Genomic DNA, 21,815 nt, shown 5'->3' on the forward strand with positions numbered 1-21,815 from the left:
GGTCCGCGCCGTGCCTGCACGCCCCGCCCGTGCCGTGGGCACGCGGTCCGGCCCCTGCCGTGCCCGCCCGCCCCGGTCCGTGCCGTGCGCACGCGGCTCGGCCCCTGCCGTGCCGAGGCCGGGCGCCGGGGTGGGGCGGTGCGATGCGGGGGCGTGGCGGTCGCGTTGCGGGACCGTGAAATCCGGCCACGGGATTCAGCCGCCGGGGGAGGGGCGTCGAGGCCTCGCGTCGTGAGGAAAGGGCAGGTCGGGAGGGGTGTGCGGGGGGTGGTGGGGGAGTCGGCCGGTGGATCGGGAGAGGGCGCCGGCGGGGGTTGACCGGCGGCGCGGCCGCTGACAGGCTCCGAGCCATGTCCGCGATCGAGCACCTCGTCCCGCGGCTCCACACCCCCAGCCCCTGTACCGCGCCGGGCGAGTGTCCGGGCCGCTGTCCGGCCCCGCGCCGAGTCTGAGCTCCGCCGCCCCCCCGCGTGTGCGCCCCACGGCGCCTGCGGGCCGCCGCGTCAGCACCGCACCGCTTCCCCGCCGTAGTCGTCGGCACGCCGTCCCGCGCACCCCGCGCCGCCGGTGAGCCGCGTCCGGCGCGGGGCGCGGCGCCCGCTCCGCGCCGGGAGGACCAGTACCGGTAAGACCTCCGCGTCCGCGGTCCGTCCCTCCCGCCGCGGCACCGCACCCACCCCGAACGTCGCGCCGTACCCGTGCGTCCGACCCGTACGCCTATTTCTTCCGCTGCGGAAATAAATGCCGCGGCCTGCCCGAGGAGTCTTCATGGCCACCGCAACCCACACCGCCGCGACCACCACCGTCACCAGGATCGGCGGCCGCATCGGCGCCGAGATCGGCGGCGTCCGCCTCGGCGGCGACCTGTCCGAGGCGACCGTCGCCGAGATCCGCGCCGCGCTCCTCGCCCACAAGGTGGTGTTCTTCCGCGACCAGCACCACCTCGACGAGGCCGGCCACGAGGCCTTCGCCCAGCTGCTCGGTGCCCCCGTCGCCCACCCCACCGTCCCCTCCGCCGACGGCCGGTACGCCCTCGGCATCGACTCCGACCACGGCGCCCGGGCCAACCAGTGGCACACCGACGTCACGTTCGTCCCCGCCTACCCGGCCTTCTCCATCCTGCGCGCCGTCACCATCCCCCCGTACGGCGGCAACACCCTCTGGGCCAACACCGCCGCCGCCTACGACCACCTGCCCCAGCCGCTGCGGGCCCTCGCCGACGGCCTGCGGGCCGTGCACACCAACGAGTACGACTACGCCGCCCTCAAGCCCGACGCCCTCCCCGAGGCCCTGGCCCAGTACCGCGAGGTCTTCACCTCCACGACGTTCCTCACCGAGCACCCGGTGGTCCGCGTCCACCCCGAGACCGGTGAGCGCTCCCTGCTCCTCGGCAACTTCGTCCAGCGCATCAGCGGTCTCACCGGCCGCGACTCGCGCGCCCTCCAGGACCTCTTCCAGGCCCACATCGAGAGCCCCGAGAACACCGTCCGATGGCAGTGGCGCGCCGGCGACGTCGCGATCTGGGACAACCGCGCCACCCAGCACTACGGCGTGGACGACTCCGACGACCACGAGCGCACCCTGCGCCGCGTCACCATCGACGGCGACGTCCCGGTCGGCCCCGACGGCGCGCCCTCGCGCCTGATCAGCCCCGAGGCGGTCCCGGCCCCCGCCTTCGGCATCCCCTCCGGCGCCTCCACCACCCCGAACGGGAACTGACCCCGCCGCCCGACGGCGCCCGTCCGGACGGCCGCCCGCCCGCTCCCGAACACCCCGCTCCCGAACACCCCGCTCCCGAAAACCCCGCCCGCTCCCGTACGACGATCAAGGAGCCCCCCGTGCCCCAGCTGCTCGCCATCACCGGCAGTCCCTCCGTCAACTCCCGCACCGCCGTCGTCGCCGACCACGTGCTCCGCCGCCTCTCCCACGCCGGCTTCGACACCGCGCACCTCTCCGTGCGCGAACTCCCCGCCGCCGACCTCCTCTCCGCCCGCCGCGGCGAGCCCGGGATCCGCCGGGCCGTCGAGGCCGTCGCCCAGGCCGACGGCCTGATCATCGCGACCCCCGTCTACAAGGCCTCGTACACCGGCCTCCTCAAGGCCTTCCTCGACCTCCTCCCGCAGGACGGCCTCGCCGGGAAGACCGTTCTGCCGCTGGTCACCGGCGGCAGCCTGGCCCACGTCCTGACCATCGACTACGCCCTGCGCCCCGTGCTCGCCGCCCTCGGCGCCCGGCACGTCACCGCCGGCCGGTTCGTCCTGGACTCCTCCGTCGAGCGCGGGAACGGTCCGGACCGGCTGCGGCCCGAGGCGGAGCTGGACCTCTTCCAGGCGGTCGACGAGTTCGCCGACTCCCTGCGCGCCGCCCACGGCGCCGGGGCCGCGCTGACGACCGCACCGTAACGACGCCGAAGCCCCGCTCCGCACCCCGCACCCCGTACCGACAAGGACCCGCCATGGCAGCCCCCACCCCGACCACCACCTCCCGACGCCAGTTCCTCGCCCTGCTCGGCATCTCGGCGGCCGCGGTGAGCTGCGGCACGGCCACCGCGAACGGCGGCGGCTCCGGCGCGCAGGTCTCCACCCTCAAGTACCAGGGGGCGGTCGGCGCCGTGACGCTCCCCGAACTCGCCGCGGATCTCGGCCACCTCGGCGACCTGAAGCTGGAGTGGGTCGGGAACACCATCAGCGGCCCGCAGGACATCCAGTCCGCCGCCACCGGCCAGACCCACTTCGGCAGCGCCTTCAACGGCGCGGTCATCAAGCTCGCGAGCAGCAAGGCCCCGATCAAGGCCGTCATCTCCTCCTACGGGTCCGACCAGCACTCCTACGGCGGCTACTACGTCCTGGAGGACAGCCCGATCCGCTCGGCCCGGGACCTGATCGGCAAAAAGGTCGGCATGAACACCCTGGGCGCCCACTACCAGGCGCTGCTCGACATCTACCTGAGCCGGGGCGGCCTCTCCAAGGCCGACGCCGGCAAGGTCGAGCCGCTCGTGGTGCCGCCGGTCAACACCGAGCAGTCGCTGAGGCAGAAGCAGATCGAGGTCGGGGTGCTCACCGGCGTCCTGCGCGACAAGGCCCTCGCGACCGGCGGCATCCGCCCGCTGTTCACCGACGTCGAGCTGCTCGGCCCGTTCAGCGCCGGGACGTACATCATGACGGAGCGCTTCATCAAGCAGAACCCGGACACCGTACGGGCCTTCACGACAGGGGTGGCCAAGGCCATCGAGTGGTCCCGCGCCACCCCGCGCGAGGAGGTCATCGCCCGGATGACGGAGATCGTCAAGAAGCGCGGCCGCAACGAGGACACCGCCACCCTGCGGTACTGGCACTCGTACGGGGTCGCCGAGACGGGTGGCCGGATATCCGACACGTCCTTCCAGCTCTGGCTGGACTGGCTCGGCGAGCGGGGCGAGATCGAGCCGGGCCGGCTCAAGGCCGCCGATCTCTACACCAACGAGTTCAACGGGTACGGGAAGGGCTGACCGGCATGGCGAAGATCGTGTTCGAGGGAGTGGGCAAGACCTTCCCGACCAAGCACAAGCACCGCGGCGAGGGGGAGTTCACCGCCCTCGAAGGGATCGACCTGGAGATCGGGGCGGGGGAGTTCGTGGTCGTCGTGGGCCCCAGCGGCTGCGGCAAGTCCACCCTCCTGGACCTCCTCGGCGGACTGACGCGGCCCACGTCCGGGCGCATCCTGCTGGACGGCGAGCCGGTCACCGGCCCGGGGCTGGACCGGGGGATCGTCTTCCAGCAGTACGCACTGCTCCCGTGGCGGACGGCGCTCGGGAACGTCGCCTTCGGCCTGGAGGCGACCGGCGTACCGCGCCGCCAACGCGACGCCAGAGCACGGGAGTTCCTGGACCTGGTCGGTCTCACGGGCTTCGAGGACCGGCACCCGCACGAACTGTCCGGTGGCATGCGCCAGCGCGTCGCGATCGCCCGCTCGCTCGCCTACGACCCGGACGTACTGCTGATGGACGAGCCGTTCGCCGCCCTCGACGCGCAGACCCGCGAATCCCTTCAGGACGAGCTGCGCCGCATCTGGCAGCGCACCGGCAAGACCGTCGTGTTCATCACCCACGGCATCGAGGAGGCCGTCTACCTCGGGCAGCGCGTGGCCGTCATGACCTCCCGCCCCGGCCGCGTCAAGGAGGTCGTCCCGGTCACCTTCGGCGACCGCGGCGCCGGCCTCCAGGGCGAGGACCTGCGCTCCAGCCCGGAGTTCGCCCGCTACCGCCACGACGTCTGGAGCCTGCTCCACGACGAAGTGGCCCGCGCCCAGCAACTGGAGAAGGAAGAGGCCACCGTATGAGCACGCAGGCCGACACCGCCGTCGCCCCCGCCGCGCCCGGGGCGGCGGTACGCGCCGCCGCGCCCCCGGCAGTCCCCGCGGACGCGGCTCCTCCCGGGACCGCCGCGCCCGGGGTCGCACCCGGGACCGCCGCACCCGGGACCCTCGCCCCCGCCGCTCCACGCGACCGGACCGCCCCGGCGGCGCGCCCCGCCCGGCGCCCCGTGCGGGTCCTCGGGCGGTGGCTCCGCGCCGCCGCCCTGCGGTCGGCGGCCCTCCTCGCCCTCCTCACCGTGTGGGAGACGGCACCCCGGCTGGGCCTGGTGGACGCCACCTTCCTCCCGCCGGTGAGCGAGGTCGCCGTCGCCTGGTGGGAGCTGCTGGGCAACGGCCAGCTCGGCACGCACGTGTCGGCCAGCCTGGTCCGCTCCTTCGGCGGCTTCGGGATCGCCGTCGCCGTCGCCGTCCCGCTCGGACTGCTCATCGGCTGGTACCGGCCGGTCGCCGCGTTCCTGGGCCCGCTGCTGGAGGTGTTCCGCAACACCGCGGCCCTCGCCCTGCTGCCGGTCTTCGTGCTCCTGCTCGGCATCGGCGAGACCTCCAAGGTCTCGATCGTCGTCTACGCCTGCGTGTGGCCGATCCTGCTCAACACCATCAGCGCGGTGTCCAACGCCGACCCCACGCTCGTCAAACTGGCCCGCTCCATGGACCTGTCCACCCCGAGGCTCTTCCAGAAAGTGATCCTCCCGGCGTCCGTACCGGCCGTCTTCACCGGCATCCGCCTCGCCGGGGCGGTGTCCATCCTGGTCCTCGTGGCCGCCGAGATGATCGGCGCCAAGGCGGGCCTCGGCTATCTGATCAACGCCTCGCAGTTCAACTTCGCGATCCCCGAGATGTACGCGGGCATTGTCACCATCTCCGCCATCGGCGTGGCCTTCAACCAGCTGCTCGTCACCGTCGAGCGCCGTCTCAGCGTCTGGCGCGTCCCCTCCTGAGCTCCGCTCCCGGCCTCCGCCCCCGAGGCCGCCCCCGCCGTCACCACCCGCGGAGCCGCAGGCCCCGCCCCCGAACCCAAGGACCCGCCATGAGCACGCCCCGGACCCTGCACCTCAACGCCTTCCTCATGAACGCCGGCCACCACGACGCCGCCTGGCGCCACCCCGACAGCACCCCCGAACGCGTCACGGACCTGCGCTACTTCCAGGAACTGGCCCGTACCGCCGAGCGCGGCCGGCTCGACTCGATCTTCTTCGCCGACGGCCTCGCCCTCTGGGGCAAGGCCCGCTACAACGCCCTCGGCGGGTTCGAGCCGCTGACCCTGCTCTCCGCGATCGCCGCCGTCACCGAGCACATCGGGCTCATCGCGACCGTCTCCACCACCTTCAACGAGCCCTTCCACACCGCCCGGAAGTTCGCCTCCCTCGACCACATCAGCGGCGGCCGGGCGGGCTGGAACATCGTCACGTCCGGCACCGTCGACGAGGCCCGCAACTTCAACCGGGACGAGCACCTGGCGCACAGGCTGCGCTACGAGCGCGCCCGCGAGTTCCTCGACGTCGCCACCAAGCTCTGGGACAGCTGGGAGGACGACGCGATCGTCCTCGACAAGGAGCGGGGAATCTACGCCGACACCGACAAGCTCCACCCGGCCGCCCACCGCGGCGAGCACTTCGGGGTCGCCGGCCCGCTCAACGTGCCGCGCTCCCCGCAGGGTCACCCGCTCCTCGTCCAGGCCGGTTCCTCGGAGGACGGCAAGGAGTTCGCCGCCCAGTACGCCGAGGCCGTGTTCACCGCGCAGCAGACCCTGGCCGACGGCCAGACCTTCTACAAGGACCTCAAGTCCCGCCTCGCCCGGTACGGCCGCGCCGAGGGCGACCTGCTCGTCCTGCCCGGGATCGCGCCCGTCATCGGGTCCACCGAGGCCGAGGCCAAGGCCCTGGAACAGCAGCTCACCGACCTCCAGGTGCCCGAGTACGGCCTCGCCCAGCTCTCCGGCATGCTCGGCACCGACCTGTCGGACCTCCCGCTCGACGGCCCGCTGCCCGAGCTCCCCGAGGAGCGGGACATCAACGGCAACAAGAGCCGCTTCACCCTCGTCGCCGAACTGGCCCGCCGCGACGGACTCACCCTGCGGGAACTGATCGCCCGCCTCGGTGCCGGACGCGGCCACCGGGTCTTCGCCGGCACCCCCGAGCAGGTCGCCGACCAGCTGGAGCAGTGGTTCACCCAGGGCGCCGCCGACGGCTTCAACATCATGGCCCCCGTGCTGCCCACGGGCCTGACCGACTTCGTCGACCAGGTCGTGCCGATCCTCCAGCGCCGCGGGCTCTTCCGCACCGAGTACACCGGCCGCACCCTGCGCGAGAACTACGGACTGCCGCGTCCCGCCAACCGCCACGCACCGGCGGGCGCATGACCGGACGGGCCTGCTGAGGCGCGGCGGGCCTGCTGAGCCGTGGCGGGGCGGGTGCGGTCCCGCCCCCGCCGCGGTGACCGGTCAGACCGTGAGGACGATCTTGCCGCGGGTGCGGCCCGCGGCGCTCAGCTCCCAGGCCCGCGCCGCCTCCGCGAGCGGCAGGGCGTGCTCGACGTTGACCGTGAGCCGCCCCGCGTCGGCGAGCCCGGCGAGGAAGGTGAGGTCGGCGTGGTCCGGGCGTACCCACAGCTGGTGCGCGCCCTTGGCCGCGGCCTCGTAGTCGGCGATGGACACCACCCGGTGGCGCTCCTTGACCAGCGACTGGAGCACCTCGATCACACCGTCCCCGTAGAAGTCGAGGCCCGCGTCGACGCCTTCGGGGGCCAGCGCGCGGACGCGGTCGGCCAGGCCCTCCCCGTACAGGACGGGCTCGGCGCCGAGCGAGCGCAGGTAGTCGTGGTTGTGCGCGCCGGCCGTGCCGATGACGCGCAGGCCGAGGGCGACGGCGATCTGCACGCCGAAGGAGCCGGTGCCGCCGGCCGCGGAGTGGATGAGCACGGTCTCGCCCGCCTTGAGGCCCGCGCGGGTCAGCGACTGGTAGGCGGTGAGCCCGGCCAGCGGGATGCCGGCGGCCTGCTCGAAACTCAGCTCGCGGGGCTTGCGGGCGAGCGTGCGGACGGGGGCGGAGACCAGCTCGGCGTAGGTGCCGAGCTCGACCCACTCCTTGCGGACGTAGCCGTAGACCTCGTCGCCCACCGCGTAGTCGAAGGTGTCGTCGCCGACGGCCTCGACGGTCCCGGCGACGTCCCAGCCCGGTATGACGGGGTGGCGGACTTCCAGGATGGGGTCGAGGTATCCGGCGGCGAGCTTCCAGTCGACCGGGTTGACCCCGGCGGCCCTGACGCGGACGAGGACCTCACCCGGTCCGACCTTGGGCCGGGGTAGGTCAACGAGCTGCAGTTCGGCGGGAGTTCCGTATGAGCTGTACGTGATGGCCTTCATGATCCCCGACAACAGGGCGTCGTCGGGAGGTTATTCCCCACGGTGGACCGGGCTCGGCGGCGGCTCAGGCGGGCAGTGTGTTGCGGTGCGAGCGCCGCCGGGCCGCGCTGAAGAGGGCCTGGATCTGCGCGCCCGACTGCTCGACGTGGTCCAGCGGGGAGGGGAAGGCCAGCCGCACGTCGTGGTGGCGGCGCCGCTCCTCCAGCCGCAGGGTGATCCCGTACCGGTCCATGGCCACGGGCAGCGCGCGCCGGACGGCGGCGGTGGGCAGCGGCTCGACCAGGCGCAGGAGCAGCGTGACGAGGTCGGGGTGGTCGTCGAGGAGGTGCGTGAGCATGCCGGCCTCGTACGGGGCCAGGGGGTCGGGGCAGGCCCGGTCGAGCTCGTCGAGGTCGATGCGGGAGAAGCCGTCCGCGGTCTCCAGGATGACCCGGCCGTACTCCACGCAGGTGCTGTCCCCGGTGCCCGCCTCCGCGTACGGGGTGAGCAGCCGGCCGAGGAGGGTGACCCGGGCGCGCACCCGGTCGCGCACGGGGGTGGGCGCGATGTCGGTGAACTCCAGCCGGATCGCGGGCCGCTCGCGGTGCGCGAGCGGGCTGCCCGCCGCGGGCGCCGCGGGGTGCAGGTGCAGCCGGCCCAGGACGTCCGTGCCGTCGAGGTGGCGCACCTCGGTCCGGAAGCCGTCGGTGACCACGGTCATGGAGTGGGCGGCGGCCAGGACGGACCGGACCCGCTCGGCGTCGGTGGGCCGGGCGCCGGGCGCGGACCGGACGGACGGGTGGGCGGGGTCACCGGACATGCGCATGCAGATCTTCTCCATCGTCCCGGGCTAGTTAGGTATGCCTAACCTAACTTAGCCGATCCGGCGGGGGGTGGGGTACCCGCACGGTTCGTGTCGCTGTTGGGCTGAACGAGTGAAACGCGAGAGGATGGGGGGATGCACATGAAGCGCAGGGCCGAGGCGGTCCGGTGAGCAGGTACGACGTCACCGACGAACAGTGGGAGGGGCTCGCGCAGGTGGTCCCCCTGCGCAGTCGCAACGAGTGGCCCTCGCGGGTGGACCACCGCACGATCCCCACGGCGCCCGGGGCCTCCGCTGCCGAGCAGCGCCGCTTCGTGGTGATCCGGGTTCAGATCTTCGCGGACGCGCGGGAGGTGGCGGAGTACCTGATCGCGCAGATCCCGGTGCTGCTCGACCTCACCGGCGCCGACAGCGAGGTGGCCAAGCGGATCCTGGACTTCAGCAGTGGCGTGGTCTTCGGGCTCGGCAGCGGCATGCACCGGGTCGACCGGAACGTCTTCCTGCTGGCCCCGGTCGGGACCGAGGTCGAGGGGATCGCGGCCGCCGCCGTCCCCCGATCGTAGGAAGACCGCCGCGACGGAACGGTTCGCCCGGCCCTCGGGGGGTCCGGCGGCCCGTACCGTCCCGCGCATGGACGCCACCGCCACCGCTCCCGACGCCGCCACCCCGTACGGGGAACCGGGTCTCACACCCGCCGCCGTCGCCGCACTCGCCGTCGCATTAGCCGACGCGCCCGACGCGCTCACCGCCGCCGCCTATGCCGCACCCGCCGCCGGTGACGGCATCGACGCCGCCGGACCCGCCGCCGCGCAGGCGTCCGCGGCCCTGCCCGCGGGGCCCGCCGCCGGCGGCGTCGACGCCGCGGCGTACGGCGGGTTCGCCCCCGCCGTGCCCGCGGCGCGCACCGCGCCCGCCGGGCCGAACGCCCCCGCCGGTGCCGGGGCGGTGCCCGCCGGGCGTCCCCGTGCGGGGCGGGACCCCGACGCCGATCCGGTGGTGCCCGCGCAGGCCGGTACCGGGGGCGTGGGGCGGGCGGCGGGCGCCCGGCACCGGCCCGTGCTCACCGAGTTGCGGCTCTCCGCCTTCGGCTCGCACCGGGCCGCCGCCTTCCCCCTGGGGCCCGTCACCCTCTTCGCCGGGCCGAGCGGCAGCGGCAAGTCCCAGGTGCTGGCGGCCTACACGGCCCTGGCCGCGCTGGGCTCCGGCGCCACGCTGGAGGAGGCCTTCCCGGACCCGGCCGCCCGCATCCCCGACCGGGCCGCCCCCGACGCCGAGCGCCGCCGGGGGTTCCGCATCGGCTGCACGGTGGACGGCCCCGCCGGGCCGGTCCGCCTCGACCTCGCCGTCCAGGCCGAGCCGACGCTGCGGATCGTCGGCGAACGGCTCTCGCAGGACGGGCAGATCCTGCTCGGCACCGCCCTGCGCGATCCCGGCCGGCGCTCCGTACAGGCGGCCTGGCTCACCGGCGGCACGATCGGCGTCACCCGGGCCCCGCTCCCCGACGACCGGCTCGGCACCGCCCTGCTGCCGCTCCGGGTCGCCGGCGCCACCGCCGGCCAGCGGCAGGTGCTGGCCGCCGCCGAGCAGGTGGTGGTGGCCCTGCGCTCGGTGTTCCCGTGCGACCCCCGACCGGACCGGATGCGCGCCCCCGTACGGCCGGGGGAGGGCCGGCTGTCGGAGGACTGCGCCAACCTGGCGGACGTGCTGCGCCGGACCCGCCACGAATGCGGCACCCGCCACGCGCTGCTGACGGCGGCGGCCCGCACCGGCTGCGCGGGGCCCGTGGCCGGCCTGGACGTACGGGACCGGGCCGACGGCCTGCTCGCCGCCGTGCTGGACCGGGGCCCCGGCCGGCCCGCCACCGAACTCGCCCGGCTCGGCTCGGGCGAGCTGCGGTTCCTCGCCCTGGCGCTCGTCCTGCTGACCGGGCCGGGAGTGCTGGCGGTGGACCCGGCAGCCGAACTGCCCTCCGCACGGCAGGTCCTGACGGTGCTGGCCGACGGTCTCGACCGCGGACTGGACCGGTGCCAGGGTGACGAGCTGCTGCGCCTGGCGCTGCTGTCCTGCGGCCGCGGCCACCTGCGGCTGACCGCGGCCGTGGGCGAGGGGACCGCGCAGGCGGCCCGCGGGCTCGCCGGCGTCGCGGTGGTAGACCTGACCCCATGAACGACACGGACACCCGCGGGCCCCGCGACGACGAACGGCTGTACCGGCTCCAGCGGCGGCTCGCCGCGTTCGCGCAGGCAAGGGACTGGGCGCCCTACCACACGCCGAAGAACCTGGCCGTGGCGCTGAGCGTGGAAGCGGCCGAACTCGTGGAGATCTTCCAGTGGCTGACGCCCGAGCAGTCCGCGAAGGTCATGGAGAAGCCGGAGAGCGCACACCGGGTGGCCGACGAGGTGGCCGACGTGCTCGCGTATCTCCTGCAGTTCTGTGAGGTCCTCGGGGTGGATGTGCTGGATGCGCTCGCCGCGAAGATCGAAAGGAACGAGCTGCGTTTCCCGGTGACGGGTACGCAGACCCCAAATCGTCACTCTTCGGAGTGATGACCCCTTTCACAATCACGTTTGTGTCCACATTTTCCGAATACCCCTGGCTTTACTGGCCCGTTGCCCTCACTCTGGGTAGTGATGGGAACGGCGGGATGTCGTGCGGACGGGGGACGGCATATGGATGCGGTACGGCTCATCGCGGCCGGCCGGCACGCGCTGGCACAGAGTGGGGCTGCGTGGGACATCGTGGGCGAGGCCTGGCAGGCACAGGCGCTCGCGCAGGGCATAGGCGGCTATCTGGCGGTCACCGGACCGCCGGAGATGAGAGCGGAGGCACGGGGACTGGGCGAAGCGGGAGGCAGAGGCTGCGGGGTGCTCGACCGGGCCGCGCTGCGCGGTGAGGGCAGCGCCCCGGAGCAGCCGCCGCGGGCGGCGCAGCTGGCCGGGGTGGCGGATGTCCGGCAGGCACTGCTCGGGCTCCAGGCGCTGCTGGGAGAAGTGGGCATAGCCCTGGTCGGGGTGGCCTGCGGGACGGACGACGAGACGCTGTACTGGCAGTGCATCGAGTCGATCGACGCGGCCGACGAGTCGAGCGACCGGGTCCGGGCGATCCTGCGCCGGATGACGGTCCGGGAGCGGGGTTCCGCCTCCGGGGTGGTCTGAGGCCGCCGGTCGGCGTCGCGGTTCCGGCTCCCGTCGCGGTTCCGGGTCCCGTCGCGGGCGACGGGACCCGCGCGGTCAGTACGACCGCTGGGCGGTGCTCGGGCCTTCCGGGACGTGGTCCGCGCAGGAGCGGAGATCGGCGTCGAGCTGCGTGAGGTCCGCGTTCAGGGCCGCCATCAGCTCTTCCATCTGCCGCAGCAGGCCCTTGGGCGCCCCGCCCCGGGCGGGCACCGCGGACTCCTCGCCCGCCCGGTCGTGTGCGGCCCGTCCGGTCTGTGCTGTGTGTCGGGGGTTCTCCGGCACGGCCTCGTGGGACATGGCGGCCTCCTCGGCCCTGGCCCCTCCGGGAAGGAAGGGGGCGGCGGACGCACCGGGGTGAAGCCGCCGGCGCGCGGGCCGGGCGACCGGCTCCGTCGGAGCAACGATTTCCGTCCGGGCTGGTCACTGGCGCGGTCGGCGGTGAGCCGTCCGGTCGACGCAGATTCACCCCGCGGGGGCGCGAGGGGCAGGATGGGGGCATGGATCTTCGCATTTTCACCGAGCCCCAGCAGGGTGCGAGCTACGACACCCTCCTGAGCGTCGCCAAGGCCACCGAGGACCTGGGCTTCGACGCGTTCTTCCGCTCCGACCACTACCTGCGCATGGGCTCGGCGGACGGCCTGCCGGGGCCCACCGACGCCTGGATCACCCTCGCGGGCCTGGCCCGCGAGACCCGGCGGATCCGGCTGGGCACGCTCATGACGGCCGGCACCTTCCGGCTGCCCGGGGTGCTCGCCATCCAGGTGGCGCAGGTCGACCAGATGTCCGGCGGGCGCGTCGAACTGGGGCTGGGAGCCGGCTGGTTCGAGGACGAGCACAAGGCGTACGGCATCCCCTTCCCGGCGGAGCGGATGGCCCGGCTGGAGGAGCAGCTGGCCATCGTCACCGGCCTGTGGGCCACCCCGCCCGGCTCCGCCTTCGACTACGCGGGCAGCCACTACCAGGTGGAGAACTCGCCGGCGCTCCCCAAGCCCGCCCAGGCCAAGGTGCCCGTCCTCATCGGCGGCCACGGCGCCAAGCGCACCCCGCGGCTCGCCGCGCGGTACGCGGACGAGTTCAACATGCCGTTCGCCTCGATCGCGGACAGCGCGCGGCAGTTCGACCGGGTCCGCGAGGCCGCCGAGCAGGCCGGCCGCGAGCCCGACGACCTCGTCTACTCCAACGCCCTCGTGGTGTGCGTGGGCAAGGACGACGCGGAGGTGGCCCGCCGGGCCGCCGCCATCGGCCGCGACGTCGGGGACCTCCGGGCCAACGGGCTGGCCGGTTCGCCCGCCGAGGTCGTGGAGAAGATCGGGGCGTACGCGGAGACCGGCTCCTCCCGCGTCTACCTCCAGGTGCTCGACCTCGACGACCTGGACCACCTGGAGCTGATCTCGGCCCAGGTCCTGTCCCAGCTGGGCTGACGGGGGGTCCGCACCGATGACGCGCGCGTCCGGCCCGCTCGCCGGAGCACTGGCCCGGGGGACGGTGGTCCTGGACGGCGGGCTGAGCAACCAGCTCGCCGCCCAGGGCTGCGACCTGTCCGGCGGCCTGTGGACGGCCCGGGTCCTCGCCGAGGAGCCCGAGCAGGTCGCGGCGGCCCACACCGCGTACGCGCGGGCCGGCGCACAGGTGCTGACCACCGCGAGCTACCAGGTCGGATACGAGGCCTTCGCCGCCCGCGGCCACGACCGGCGGGCGACCACCGCCCTGCTGCACCGCGGCGTCGCCCTCGCCGCCCGCGCCGCCGAGGCCGCCGACCACGAGGTGTGGGTGGCCGCCTCGGTCGGACCGTACGGGGCGGTGCTCGCGGACGGCTCCGAGTACCGCGGGCGGTACGGCCTGACGGTGCGGGAGCTCGCCGCCTTCCACCGTCCCCGGGTCGAGGCCCTGCTCGCCGCGGGCCCCGACGTCCTCGCCCTGGAGACCGTGCCCGATCCCGACGAGGCCGAGGCCCTGCTCGCGGTCCTCGCCGAGACCGGGGCGCCGGCCTGGCTGAGCTACACCGTCGCCGGCGGCCGCACTCGCTCCGGGGCGCCCCTGGCGGAGGCCTTCGCGCTCGCCGCGCGGGCGCCGCAGGTCATCGCGCTCGGCGTCAACTGCTGCGACCCGGCGGACGTCCTGCCCGCCCTCGAAACGGCGGCGGGCGTCACCGCCAAGCCGCTGCTGGCCTACCCCAACGACGGCTCCGTCTGGGACGCGGCCACCGGCACCTGGGACCCGCCGCCCGCCCGGGCCCCCTGGCCCACCGCCGCCTGGCACCGCGCCGGCGCCCGCCTCATCGGCGGCTGCTGCCGCATCGGCCCCGCCGGCGTCACCGCCCTGACCCGGGGCCCGCAGGCCGGATAAATCCCTGGTCGGGGGGCGGGGGCGCGGTCAATACTCGGTCGTGTGTTCCTGACGATCTCCACCACCGGCTCCCCCGAACGTCCCGCCACCGACCTGGGCTACCTGATGCACAAGCATCCCGGCAAGGCGCAGGAGTTCTCCACCTCCCACGGCACCGCCCACGTGTTCTACCCCGAGGCCACGGCCGAACGGTGCACGGCGGCCCTGCTGCTGGAGGTGGACCCCGTCGCACTCGTGCGGCGCGGCCAGGGCAAGGGCCGGGGCGGGGCGCCCGACGCCGCGCTGGCGCAGTACGTCAACGACCGCCCGTACGCCGCGTCCTCGCTGCTCGCCGTCGCGCTCAGCGGGGTGTTCCGCAGCGCCCTGGGCGGCCAGTGCACCGCCCGCCCGGAGCTGCCGGAGCAGGCGCGTCCGCTGCGGGTCGAGATCCCGGTGCTGCCCGCGCGCGGCGGCGCCGAGCTCGTGCACCGGCTGTTCGGGCCGCTCGGCTGGGACCTCGTACGGGCGGAGCCGCTGCCGCTGGACGAGCGGTTCCCCGAGTGGGGGGACTCCCGGTACGTACGGCTCGTGCTGGAGGGGGAGCTGAGGCTCGCGGACGCCCTGCGGCAGCTGTACGTCCTGCTGCCGGTCCTGGACGACGCCAAGCACTACTGGATCTCCCAGGACGAGGTCGACAAGCTGCTGCGCGCCGGGGAGGGCTGGCTCGCGGCCCACCCGGAGAACGGCCTGATCAGCTCGCGCTACCTGGCACGGCACAAGGGCCTGACCCGGGACGCCCTGCAGCGCCTGGAGCTGGTCCGGCTCGCCGAGTCCGACGGCACCGAGGTCGAGGAGCTCGACAACGCCGTCGACGAGGACCGGGACACCGAGGAGCGGCCCGTCCCGCTCGCCGTACTGCGCCGCGAGGCCGTCCTCGCCGCACTGCGCGGCGCCGGCGCCCGGCGGGTGCTGGACCTCGGCTGCGGACAGGGACAGCTGGTCCAGGCCCTGCTCAAGGACCCGGCGTACACCGAGATCGTCGGGGTGGACGTGTCCATGCGGGCGCTGCACCTCGCCGCGAAGCGGCTGCGGCTGGAGCGGATGGGGGAGCGGCAGAGCTCCCGCGTCCGACTGGTCCAGGGGTCGCTCGCCTACACCGACAAGCGGCTGGCCGGCTACGACGCGGCCGTGCTCAGCGAGGTGATCGAGCACCTGGACCTGCCCCGGCTGCCCGCCCTGGAGTACGCCGTCTTCGGATCGGCCCGCCCGCGCACCGTCCTCGTGACCACCCCGAACGTCGAGTACAACGTCCGCTGGGAGACCCTGCCCGCCGGGCACGTCCGGCACGGCGACCACCGCTTCGAGTGGACCCGGGAGGAGTTCCGGGCCTGGGCGCACGAGGTCGCGGTCCGGCACGGGTACGAGGTCGAGTTCGTCCCCGTCGGGGACGACGACCCCGAGGTGGGGCCGCCGACCCAGATGGGCGTCTTCACCCGCGCGGACACCGATACGACCGCGGACACCGATACGACCGCGGACACCGATACGACCGCCGACACCGATACGACCGCCGACACCACCACGACCGCCGACGCCCCCGCCGGCACCACCGACACCCCGAAGGAGGGCGAGGCGGCATGATCAGCACCACCACCACGACCAGCGCCGCGGAGAGCGACCGGCACCGCGTCCTTCCCGTCACCGACCTGTCCCTCGTCGTCCTGATCGGGGCCACGGGATCGGGCAAGTCCACGTTCGCCCGCAAGCACTTCAAGGCCACCGAGGTCCTCTCCTCCGACTACTGCCGGGGCCTGGTCGCGGACGACGAGAACGACCAGAGCGCCAGCAAGGACGCCTTCGAGGTCCTGCACTACATCGCCGGCAAGCGCCTCGCCGCCGGCCGCCTCACCGTCGTGGACGCCACTTCCCTGATGATTGGGCGTGTTCAAGCGTCAGGGGAGGCGTCAGTTGCACGAGTGGAACGTGGTGTGGGTGCCCGATCCGGGGCAGTGGGGATCGCTACCGTCTGAGGGGGTCCTGGGGGTACAGGACCTGCCGGCTGAGGTGGCTCGGATCGGTCTGCGGCCGGGTGATCCGGTGTTCGTGGCGCCGGACGGAACGGTGGACCGGGACCTGCTGGATTTCGTTCGGTCCGTCGAATTCCGGGATCTGGAGCGGGAAACCAAGCGGAATTACGCGACGGATATCCGGCCGCTGTTGACTTTCCTGTCCTCGCGCGGAGTTCTATGGAGGCAGGCGACCAGGCAGGACTTGGCGGACTACCGGCACTGGAGATGCCGGGCTCCGCAGAATCCGCGCCGGATCAGCGGGACGAAGTGGAACCGTGAGGCGGCCGCGTTCACCAAGCTGTTCCGGTGGGCGAAGGTGTCCCCGCTGCCGGTGGACATCGTGCGGCGAGGGGACCGGGCGGCGGACTCGGTGAGCTCGCGGGTGCTGTGGCTGACGCCGCGGACCTGGGGTTTGTGGTCGGACATCGGGCTCCGCGGCCAAAGTCGTACAGGAATGCCGGCGCCGGGGTGGGAGTCGCGGACGGAGTTGCGTAACACCAGCTTCGTGCAACTGCTGCTCAGCTCCGGCCTGCGCCGGCAGGAGGGTGGTTCACTGCTCACCTTCGAACTGCCCGGCCAGCACTTGCGGTTCGGCCGCTACTGCCATGGCCGCGTCGCCGCGGCGGTCACCCGGTCGAAGCAGAGCCGGGTCTTCTACGTGTCGGTGGACGCGGTCGGCCAGGCCGAGGCATACGTCGAGTCGGAGCGCGCGTGGGCGGTGCAACGAGCCCAGGCGGAAGGCCGCTACGACCGGCTGCCCATGATGCGGCTGGTCACGAAGGTGACGCGGGGTCTGAGACCAAAGATCGAGTGGGTCGACGCGAACGGCGTAGTCGGTGAGCAAGCACTCAGCCGCCTGGGATGGCGCGAGCGGCAGTGGCTGTTCTTGGAGGGCCCGGACGGGCCGGAGCCGGCGTGGTTGTGGCTGACCGAGCAGGGCCTGCCGATGGCCCCGGACCGGTGGAACGGTGTGTTCAGGGCGGCGAACCTGCGCTGCGAAGAAGTCCTGCTCACCGTGGGAGAACGGGAGGTCGAAAGGGACTTCCGGCTGGTGGAGGTACGCGGCAAGAGCCCGTACGCCACGCCGCATGCCGCGCGTCATTCGATGGCCCTCTACATGCTGGTCTTACTGAACCAGCTGGTGGAGACCCGCTATGGGCTCTCGACCGCGGACCGGCGGGACTTCGCCCTGCTGTTCGGCGATCCGTGGTGGCTGGTGAAGACCCTCCTCGGTCACGCGGACGTGGAGGTGACGAAGCGGCACTACCTCGCGCCGGTCGCGCACCTGCAACTGGAGTCGATCCTGGCCGCGGCCGAGCCCGCCAACGAGGAGGAACAACAGGTCGAGGACCTGGACGGTGTGTTCACCCGGCTTGCCCGGGAGTCGCGGGGCATCCAGGACGTCGACGCCGTCCTTGAGGCGGCCCGGTGACCGGGCGGGGACGGCGAGCCGTCCTGCCGCCGGCGGATCACCGCACCGAGCCGCCGCTGGCTCCCGACGGACTCGTGGTGACGGTCGTCAACAAGGCCGGATACGAGATGCCGTTCGACTTCGCCGAGTTGCCGGTCGCCGAGCTGATGCAGCGGTCACTGGCCAGGGTCTTCGCGGCCCGGTCCGCGGGCTGGAACAGCCATATGACCGCGCAGGCTTCCTGGATCACGGTGAAGGCGTTCGCGCGCTTCGTCTCCGAACTGGAGCATCCCCCGGAAGACCTGGGGGATCTGACCACCGCCATGCTCAAGCGCTGGCGCGCGGCGCACATCGGCACGAACAGCGGGAAGAGTGTTCTGCGTCAGGTGAGGCCGTTGCTGCGGGCGGATCCGAGGCTGGCCGACGGGCCGGTGGGGGAGGAACTGGCCCGCCGCATTCCTAAGCAGGTGCCGGTCAAGCAGTCGTACGGAGAGGATGAGCGGGAGCGGGTGCTGCTGGCGGCACAGCGGCAGTTCCGAACCGCTCTGCTGCGGATCCGTGAGAACACACGCCTGCTGGAGAGCTGGCGGGCCGGTGACCTGACGGACGGCAGTCGGGAAGGGCGCATCGGTGAGATTCTCGACCACCTTGCGCGGACCGGCTACGTCCCGCACACGGTCTCGCCGAGCGGAGCGGTGAACGTGAGAGAACGCCGACTTCTGGGCGGCACCGGCTCGGAGTGCACGTGGGGCAGGCTGTTTCTCTCCCGTTCCGAGCTCACGGCGCTGGCCGTGCTGTTGACCGCCCGGTTCGGCTGGAATCTGTCGGTCTATGACCGGTTGCCGGCCCCGACCACGGCCCCGTCGGCCGGAGGAACGGCCACGGTGACCTACCAGATTCAGGTGGAGAAGCGCAGGCAAGGCGGAGGCTGGTGGTTCTCCACGGAGAACGCCACCGACTCCGGGGCTGATTCGGCCGGCAGGCTGATCACTCTGGGGCTGGAGGCCACCGCACACGGACGGGCTCTTGCCGCCCAGATGGAGCCCGGCACCGGCTTCCTGATGGTCGCGCGCATGCACTACCCCAGCAAGCGACATCAGCACACGGAACGGCCCCGCCCGGTGGGCCCTCTGTCATTCGGTATCGGAAACGGCGACGCACAGCAGTGGGGGATCAGGCACGGTCTGGGAGGGGCGCCGTTCCAGCGGACCCGCAGAACCGCGGTGACACGAGAGGGGCGCCCCCTTCAGCACGCGCAGGGCACGCACGAGAGCATCTACATGCTGCCAGATGAGCATGTTCAAAGGGCCTCGCGGAGCGTCTTCGAGGCCGGCGCCAAAGAGGCCCTCGCGCAGGCCCAGGCCGTGATGTTCGCCGGCGACATCGCCGACACCCCGGACCCGGGGCACGGACAGACCGTGGCCGCGGACTGCGCGGACGAGACGTCCAGCCCCTGGCCCGACGCGCAAGGCGGCTGCGGAGCGGACTTCATGCTCTGCCTGGCCTGCCCCAACGCCCGTGTCCATCCCGGCCATCACCCGCGGCTCGCCCACCTGCACCGAGAGCTGACCAGTCTCCGCTCCGTCCTGCCCGACCGGTCGTGGCACGAGCGGTGGAGCGAACATGTGCTCCGTCTTGAGGACCTGCGCGACAAGGTCGGCCCGGTGGCCTGGAACGCGGCGCTTGCGCGCGTGAACGACGAGGACCGCACCCTGGTCCACCTGCTGCTGAAGGGAGAGCTCGCCCCATGACCGCCGTCGGCACCGCTGCCGAGACCGATACGTACGTGCTCGCCATGCCCCGCCCGGACAGTCCCGTGGTGCTGCCTGAGTGGATCAGCCCCGGCAACACGCACCCGAACTCGCGATACCAGGAAGAGGTGTGGTCCATGGCGCCGCTCATCGACAATCCTGGCACCGGTCTGGTCAACCTCCATTGGAAGAACTGCCCGGGCCCCCTTCGGGACCAGGTGAAACTAGCCACCTGGACAATGATCAACGGCCAGTTGAGGCCCACCTACCTCCAGACCCGAGGCGTCCAGGCGCGATCACGTTCGGGCGGCACCGACATGCTCGCCACCTGCCTGGAGTGGATGCGCCTCGCCCGCTGGTTGAACGAACGCCAGATCACGAGCCTGCGCGCCTGCACCGACACACAGTGGCGGGCCTATGCAGGCGAGCGCATGGTCCGAGTGTCCCGCGACACCGCAGCGATCATCGCTGTCCGGTTAACGAACCTGTGGGCGTACGACCGGCTCAGCGCCCGCCCCACGGGCATCACCCCACCTCCATGGGAGGCCATAGGAGTCGACGACTTCCTGCCCCCGGCCAGGACGGCCGCGGGCGGGGAGAACACGACGGAGCCGTTGGACCCGCTTGTTCTCGGGCCGCTGTTGATCTGGGCGATCCGCTTTGTCGACGACTTCGCCGACGACATCCTGGCGGCCTGGGCCGAGCGCCGCCGCCTGATCGCCGTTGCCGCCGCCACGAAGGCCACGCCAGCCGGATGGGCCGGGCTTGAGGAGTGGTTGCTGCCCATGGTGCGGGCCGGTCACCCGCTGCCGGCCAGCTCCGGCAAACGCGAGATCCAGGTGTCCGCCACCTACATCGCCGCACTCACCGGCTCCAACCGCGGTCAGGTTTGGAGGTTCGTCAAGCAACACGGGCTGGCGGAGATCGCCGCATCGCGGCCAGGGCCCTGTCCGCTGCGGGTGCCGGTCACCGGGCAGATCAACGGCAAGCCATGGCGCGAGCATGTGGACTTCAACGAGGCCGCCGAACTGATGCGGAACCTGGGTACGGCCGCGACGATCGTCCTGCTCTACCTGACCGGGATGCGCCCGCAGGAGGTGCAGGGACTGCGTTCCGGCTGCTGCCCCGACCCCGAACCAGGTGTTGACGCCGCCGAGGGACAGCACCTGATCCACAGCCATCACTACAAGACCGTCACCGACGACGACGGCAACCACATCTCCGCTGGTGAAGTACGCCAAGTGCCCTGGGTCGCGATCACGCCGGTGGTCCACGCCATCCGCGTGCTGGAGCGGATGGTTCCCGAAGGGGAACTCCTCCTCGGCACCGCCCACCACGAGTTCCACTCGCGCCACGGATATGGGGGCGCGCTGAAGAAGACCACGTTGGCCTTGCGCATCGAAGCCTTCGTGACCTGGGTGAACCGCGAGGCCAGGGCGCAGGATTTGTCCGACCAGGCCATCCCGAACGATCCCCACGGCGCGATCGGTCTCGGGCGGTTCAGAAGATCTCTTGCCTGGCACATTGCCCGACGTCCCGGAGGGTTGATCGCGCTCGCCATTCAGTACGGGCACATGCGGACCGTCCTCGATGCCCGCACCTCAAGCGGCTACGGCGCCCGCGGCCGCCGCGGCATCCACGCCATCCTCGACGTCGAAACAGCCCTCGCCGCCGCCGACACCGCTGCTCGACTCCGTGACCGCGTCGCCGCCGGAGAGAAGGTCTCTGGGCCCGCAGCCCGCCGAGCGTTGACCGCTGCCGCCCACACCCCTCGCTTCGAGGGGCGCATCGTCCCCCGCACCTTCGCCAGGAAGGCCAGCACCTTTCTGGCCCGCGACGGCATCGTGCTCTACGACAACCCGGATGCGCTCCTGATCTGCGCCTTCAAGCACGACAACGCGCTCTGCGAACCAGAACCCAGCGCCATCGCCCCACGGCAGTACGACTGCCTGCCCGGCTGCGGCAACGCGGTCCGCACGGACACCCACGCCCGCCTTCTTCGTGAACGCGCCGACGAACTGGACCAGTTCGCAGCCCACACCCCCGACCCGGTCAGCAAACGTCTGCGGGCCAACGCCAACCGTCTCCGCGAGACGGCCGACACCCACGACGCCACCGCTCACTCCGCCGAGGCCCTCACATGAACCAACCGCACCACGACGAACGCGCCCGCATCCGCGAGGCCATGGACCGACTCCTGGCCGGACAGGCCACCGCCTCCAACGGCAGCCTCACCGTCGTCGCCCTCGCCGCCGAGGCCGGCGTCCACCGCATGGCCATCCTGAAACGACACGTCGACCTGAAGAACGAGTTCTACGAGCGCGTCCGCACAGAAACCCGACAGGTCCCGGAGACCGAGAAACGACTCCGGGAAACCGTCACCAAGCTGAAGAAGACCATCGCCAACCAGAAGGTCGAGATCGAAGAGCTGCGGCAGCAGGTCGCGAGACTCGCCCTCGCCAGCGCCGTGCTCACTCAAAGGAGCGAGAGTCGCGAAGACGGCGCACCCGCATCAGAAAACGTCGTCTCCTTCCGCTCACCAACGGCCCGATAGGTCTGGTATTGCC

Annotated in this window: 20 protein-coding genes and 1 pseudogene; 18 read left to right on the forward strand and 3 right to left on the reverse strand. The window is 72.7% G+C overall.

Translation table 11 applies throughout. The features are described 5' to 3' along the window. Positions 1–768: 768 nt before the first annotated feature. From ACFWW8_RS21330 to ACFWW8_RS21355, 6 genes are all read left to right on the forward strand, one after another. Positions 769–1,719, forward strand: a complete 951-nt coding sequence (locus ACFWW8_RS21330; protein WP_386530509.1) for a TauD/TfdA dioxygenase family protein — start codon at positions 769–771, stop codon at positions 1,717–1,719. 119 nt (positions 1,720–1,838) lie between these two features. After that, a complete protein-coding gene (gene ssuE, locus ACFWW8_RS21335; RefSeq protein WP_386530510.1) occupies positions 1,839–2,402 on the forward strand; it encodes an NADPH-dependent FMN reductase in 564 nt (187 codons plus the stop codon). A 53-nt stretch (positions 2,403–2,455) separates the two neighbouring features. Continuing rightward, positions 2,456–3,487 carry an ABC transporter substrate-binding protein gene (locus tag ACFWW8_RS21340; RefSeq protein WP_386530511.1) on the forward strand — a complete coding sequence of 344 codons (1,032 nt, stop codon included), beginning with the start codon at positions 2,456–2,458 and terminating at the stop codon, positions 3,485–3,487. A 5-nt stretch (positions 3,488–3,492) separates the two neighbouring features. Further along, a complete protein-coding gene (locus ACFWW8_RS21345; protein WP_386530512.1) occupies positions 3,493–4,317 on the forward strand; it encodes an ABC transporter ATP-binding protein in 825 nt (274 codons plus the stop codon). Then, positions 4,314–5,291: an ABC transporter permease gene (locus ACFWW8_RS21350; RefSeq protein ID WP_386530513.1), complete on the forward strand. Its 978-nt coding sequence runs from the start codon at positions 4,314–4,316 to the stop codon at positions 5,289–5,291. The genes ACFWW8_RS21345 and ACFWW8_RS21350 overlap by 4 nt, the downstream gene beginning before the upstream one ends. 89 nt (positions 5,292–5,380) lie before the next feature. Beyond that, complete coding sequence (locus ACFWW8_RS21355) at positions 5,381–6,712, forward strand: LLM class flavin-dependent oxidoreductase (RefSeq protein ID WP_386530514.1); 1,332 nt, start codon at positions 5,381–5,383, stop codon at positions 6,710–6,712. A gap of 81 nt (positions 6,713–6,793) precedes the next feature. Here the strand turns inward: ACFWW8_RS21355 and ACFWW8_RS21360 are convergent, their stop codons facing one another. Together ACFWW8_RS21360 and ACFWW8_RS21365 are read right to left on the reverse strand one after the other, a co-directional pair. Then, positions 6,794–7,714: an NADP-dependent oxidoreductase gene (locus ACFWW8_RS21360; protein ID WP_386530515.1), complete on the reverse strand. Its 921-nt coding sequence runs from the start codon at positions 7,712–7,714 to the stop codon at positions 6,794–6,796. 64 nt (positions 7,715–7,778) lie between these two features. Beyond that, positions 7,779–8,513, reverse strand: coding sequence for a DUF2470 domain-containing protein (locus ACFWW8_RS21365; protein WP_386530578.1), 735 nt, complete (start codon positions 8,511–8,513; stop codon positions 7,779–7,781). Between the two features lie 170 nt (positions 8,514–8,683). Between ACFWW8_RS21365 and ACFWW8_RS21370 the strand changes: the two genes are divergently transcribed. The 4 genes from ACFWW8_RS21370 to ACFWW8_RS21385 all read left to right on the forward strand — a co-directional run bounded on the left by ACFWW8_RS21370 (position 8,684) and on the right by ACFWW8_RS21385 (position 11,671). Continuing rightward, positions 8,684–9,079 (forward strand): cell division protein SepF, encoded by a 396-nt coding sequence (locus tag ACFWW8_RS21370; protein WP_030012729.1) that lies wholly within the window; start codon positions 8,684–8,686, stop codon positions 9,077–9,079. Positions 9,080–9,461: 382 nt separating this feature from the next. Continuing rightward, the gene (locus ACFWW8_RS21375) at positions 9,462–10,682 is read left to right on the forward strand and encodes an ATP-binding protein (protein ID WP_386530579.1); all 1,221 of its coding nucleotides are present in this window, start codon (positions 9,462–9,464) and stop codon (positions 10,680–10,682) included. Next, positions 10,679–11,062, forward strand: a complete 384-nt coding sequence (locus tag ACFWW8_RS21380) for a nucleotide pyrophosphohydrolase (RefSeq protein ID WP_386530516.1) — start codon at positions 10,679–10,681, stop codon at positions 11,060–11,062. The genes ACFWW8_RS21375 and ACFWW8_RS21380 overlap by 4 nt, the downstream gene beginning before the upstream one ends. Positions 11,063–11,185: 123 nt before the next feature. Further along, the gene (locus ACFWW8_RS21385) at positions 11,186–11,671 is read left to right on the forward strand and encodes a DUF6099 family protein (protein ID WP_383922555.1); all 486 of its coding nucleotides are present in this window, start codon (positions 11,186–11,188) and stop codon (positions 11,669–11,671) included. A gap of 75 nt (positions 11,672–11,746) precedes the next feature. Here the strand turns inward: ACFWW8_RS21385 and ACFWW8_RS21390 are convergent, their stop codons facing one another. After that, complete coding sequence (locus tag ACFWW8_RS21390; RefSeq protein WP_386530585.1) at positions 11,747–11,989, reverse strand: hypothetical protein; 243 nt, start codon at positions 11,987–11,989, stop codon at positions 11,747–11,749. Between the two features lie 200 nt (positions 11,990–12,189). On the opposite strand from ACFWW8_RS21390, the gene ACFWW8_RS21395 reads away from it, so the two are divergent. The 8 genes and pseudogenes from ACFWW8_RS21395 (at position 12,190) to ACFWW8_RS21430 (ending at position 21,802) form a co-directional block, all read left to right on the forward strand. Further along, a complete protein-coding gene (locus tag ACFWW8_RS21395) occupies positions 12,190–13,113 on the forward strand; it encodes an LLM class F420-dependent oxidoreductase (protein WP_386530517.1) in 924 nt (307 codons plus the stop codon). Between the two features lie 16 nt (positions 13,114–13,129). Continuing rightward, positions 13,130–14,038 carry a homocysteine S-methyltransferase gene (gene mmuM, locus ACFWW8_RS21400; RefSeq protein WP_386530518.1) on the forward strand — a complete coding sequence of 303 codons (909 nt, stop codon included), beginning with the start codon at positions 13,130–13,132 and terminating at the stop codon, positions 14,036–14,038. A 42-nt stretch (positions 14,039–14,080) separates the two neighbouring features. Beyond that, positions 14,081–15,658 (forward strand): 3' terminal RNA ribose 2'-O-methyltransferase Hen1, encoded by a 1,578-nt coding sequence (locus ACFWW8_RS21405; RefSeq protein ID WP_386530519.1) that lies wholly within the window; start codon positions 14,081–14,083, stop codon positions 15,656–15,658. Further along, positions 15,655–16,002 (forward strand): annotated as a pseudogene (locus ACFWW8_RS21410) (AAA family ATPase); the annotation flags it as partial. The gene ACFWW8_RS21405 and the pseudogene ACFWW8_RS21410, both read left to right, overlap by 4 nt. Then, the gene (locus ACFWW8_RS21415; protein WP_386530520.1) at positions 15,986–17,518 is read left to right on the forward strand and encodes a site-specific integrase; all 1,533 of its coding nucleotides are present in this window, start codon (positions 15,986–15,988) and stop codon (positions 17,516–17,518) included. The pseudogene ACFWW8_RS21410 and the gene ACFWW8_RS21415, both read left to right, overlap by 17 nt. A 77-nt stretch (positions 17,519–17,595) precedes the next feature. Beyond that, positions 17,596–19,248 carry a hypothetical protein gene (locus ACFWW8_RS21420; RefSeq protein ID WP_386530521.1) on the forward strand — a complete coding sequence of 551 codons (1,653 nt, stop codon included), beginning with the start codon at positions 17,596–17,598 and terminating at the stop codon, positions 19,246–19,248. Next, positions 19,245–21,392, forward strand: a complete 2,148-nt coding sequence (locus tag ACFWW8_RS21425; protein ID WP_386530522.1) for an integrase — start codon at positions 19,245–19,247, stop codon at positions 21,390–21,392. Before ACFWW8_RS21420 ends, ACFWW8_RS21425 begins: the two co-directional genes overlap by 4 nt. Beyond that, positions 21,389–21,802 carry a hypothetical protein gene (locus ACFWW8_RS21430; RefSeq protein ID WP_386530523.1) on the forward strand — a complete coding sequence of 138 codons (414 nt, stop codon included), beginning with the start codon at positions 21,389–21,391 and terminating at the stop codon, positions 21,800–21,802. Before ACFWW8_RS21425 ends, ACFWW8_RS21430 begins: the two co-directional genes overlap by 4 nt. The last annotated feature ends 13 nt before the right edge of the window (positions 21,803–21,815 follow it).

The organism is Streptomyces sp. NPDC058701 (assembly GCF_042715295.1).
In the GTDB taxonomy this organism is placed as follows: domain Bacteria; phylum Actinomycetota; class Actinomycetes; order Streptomycetales; family Streptomycetaceae; genus Streptomyces.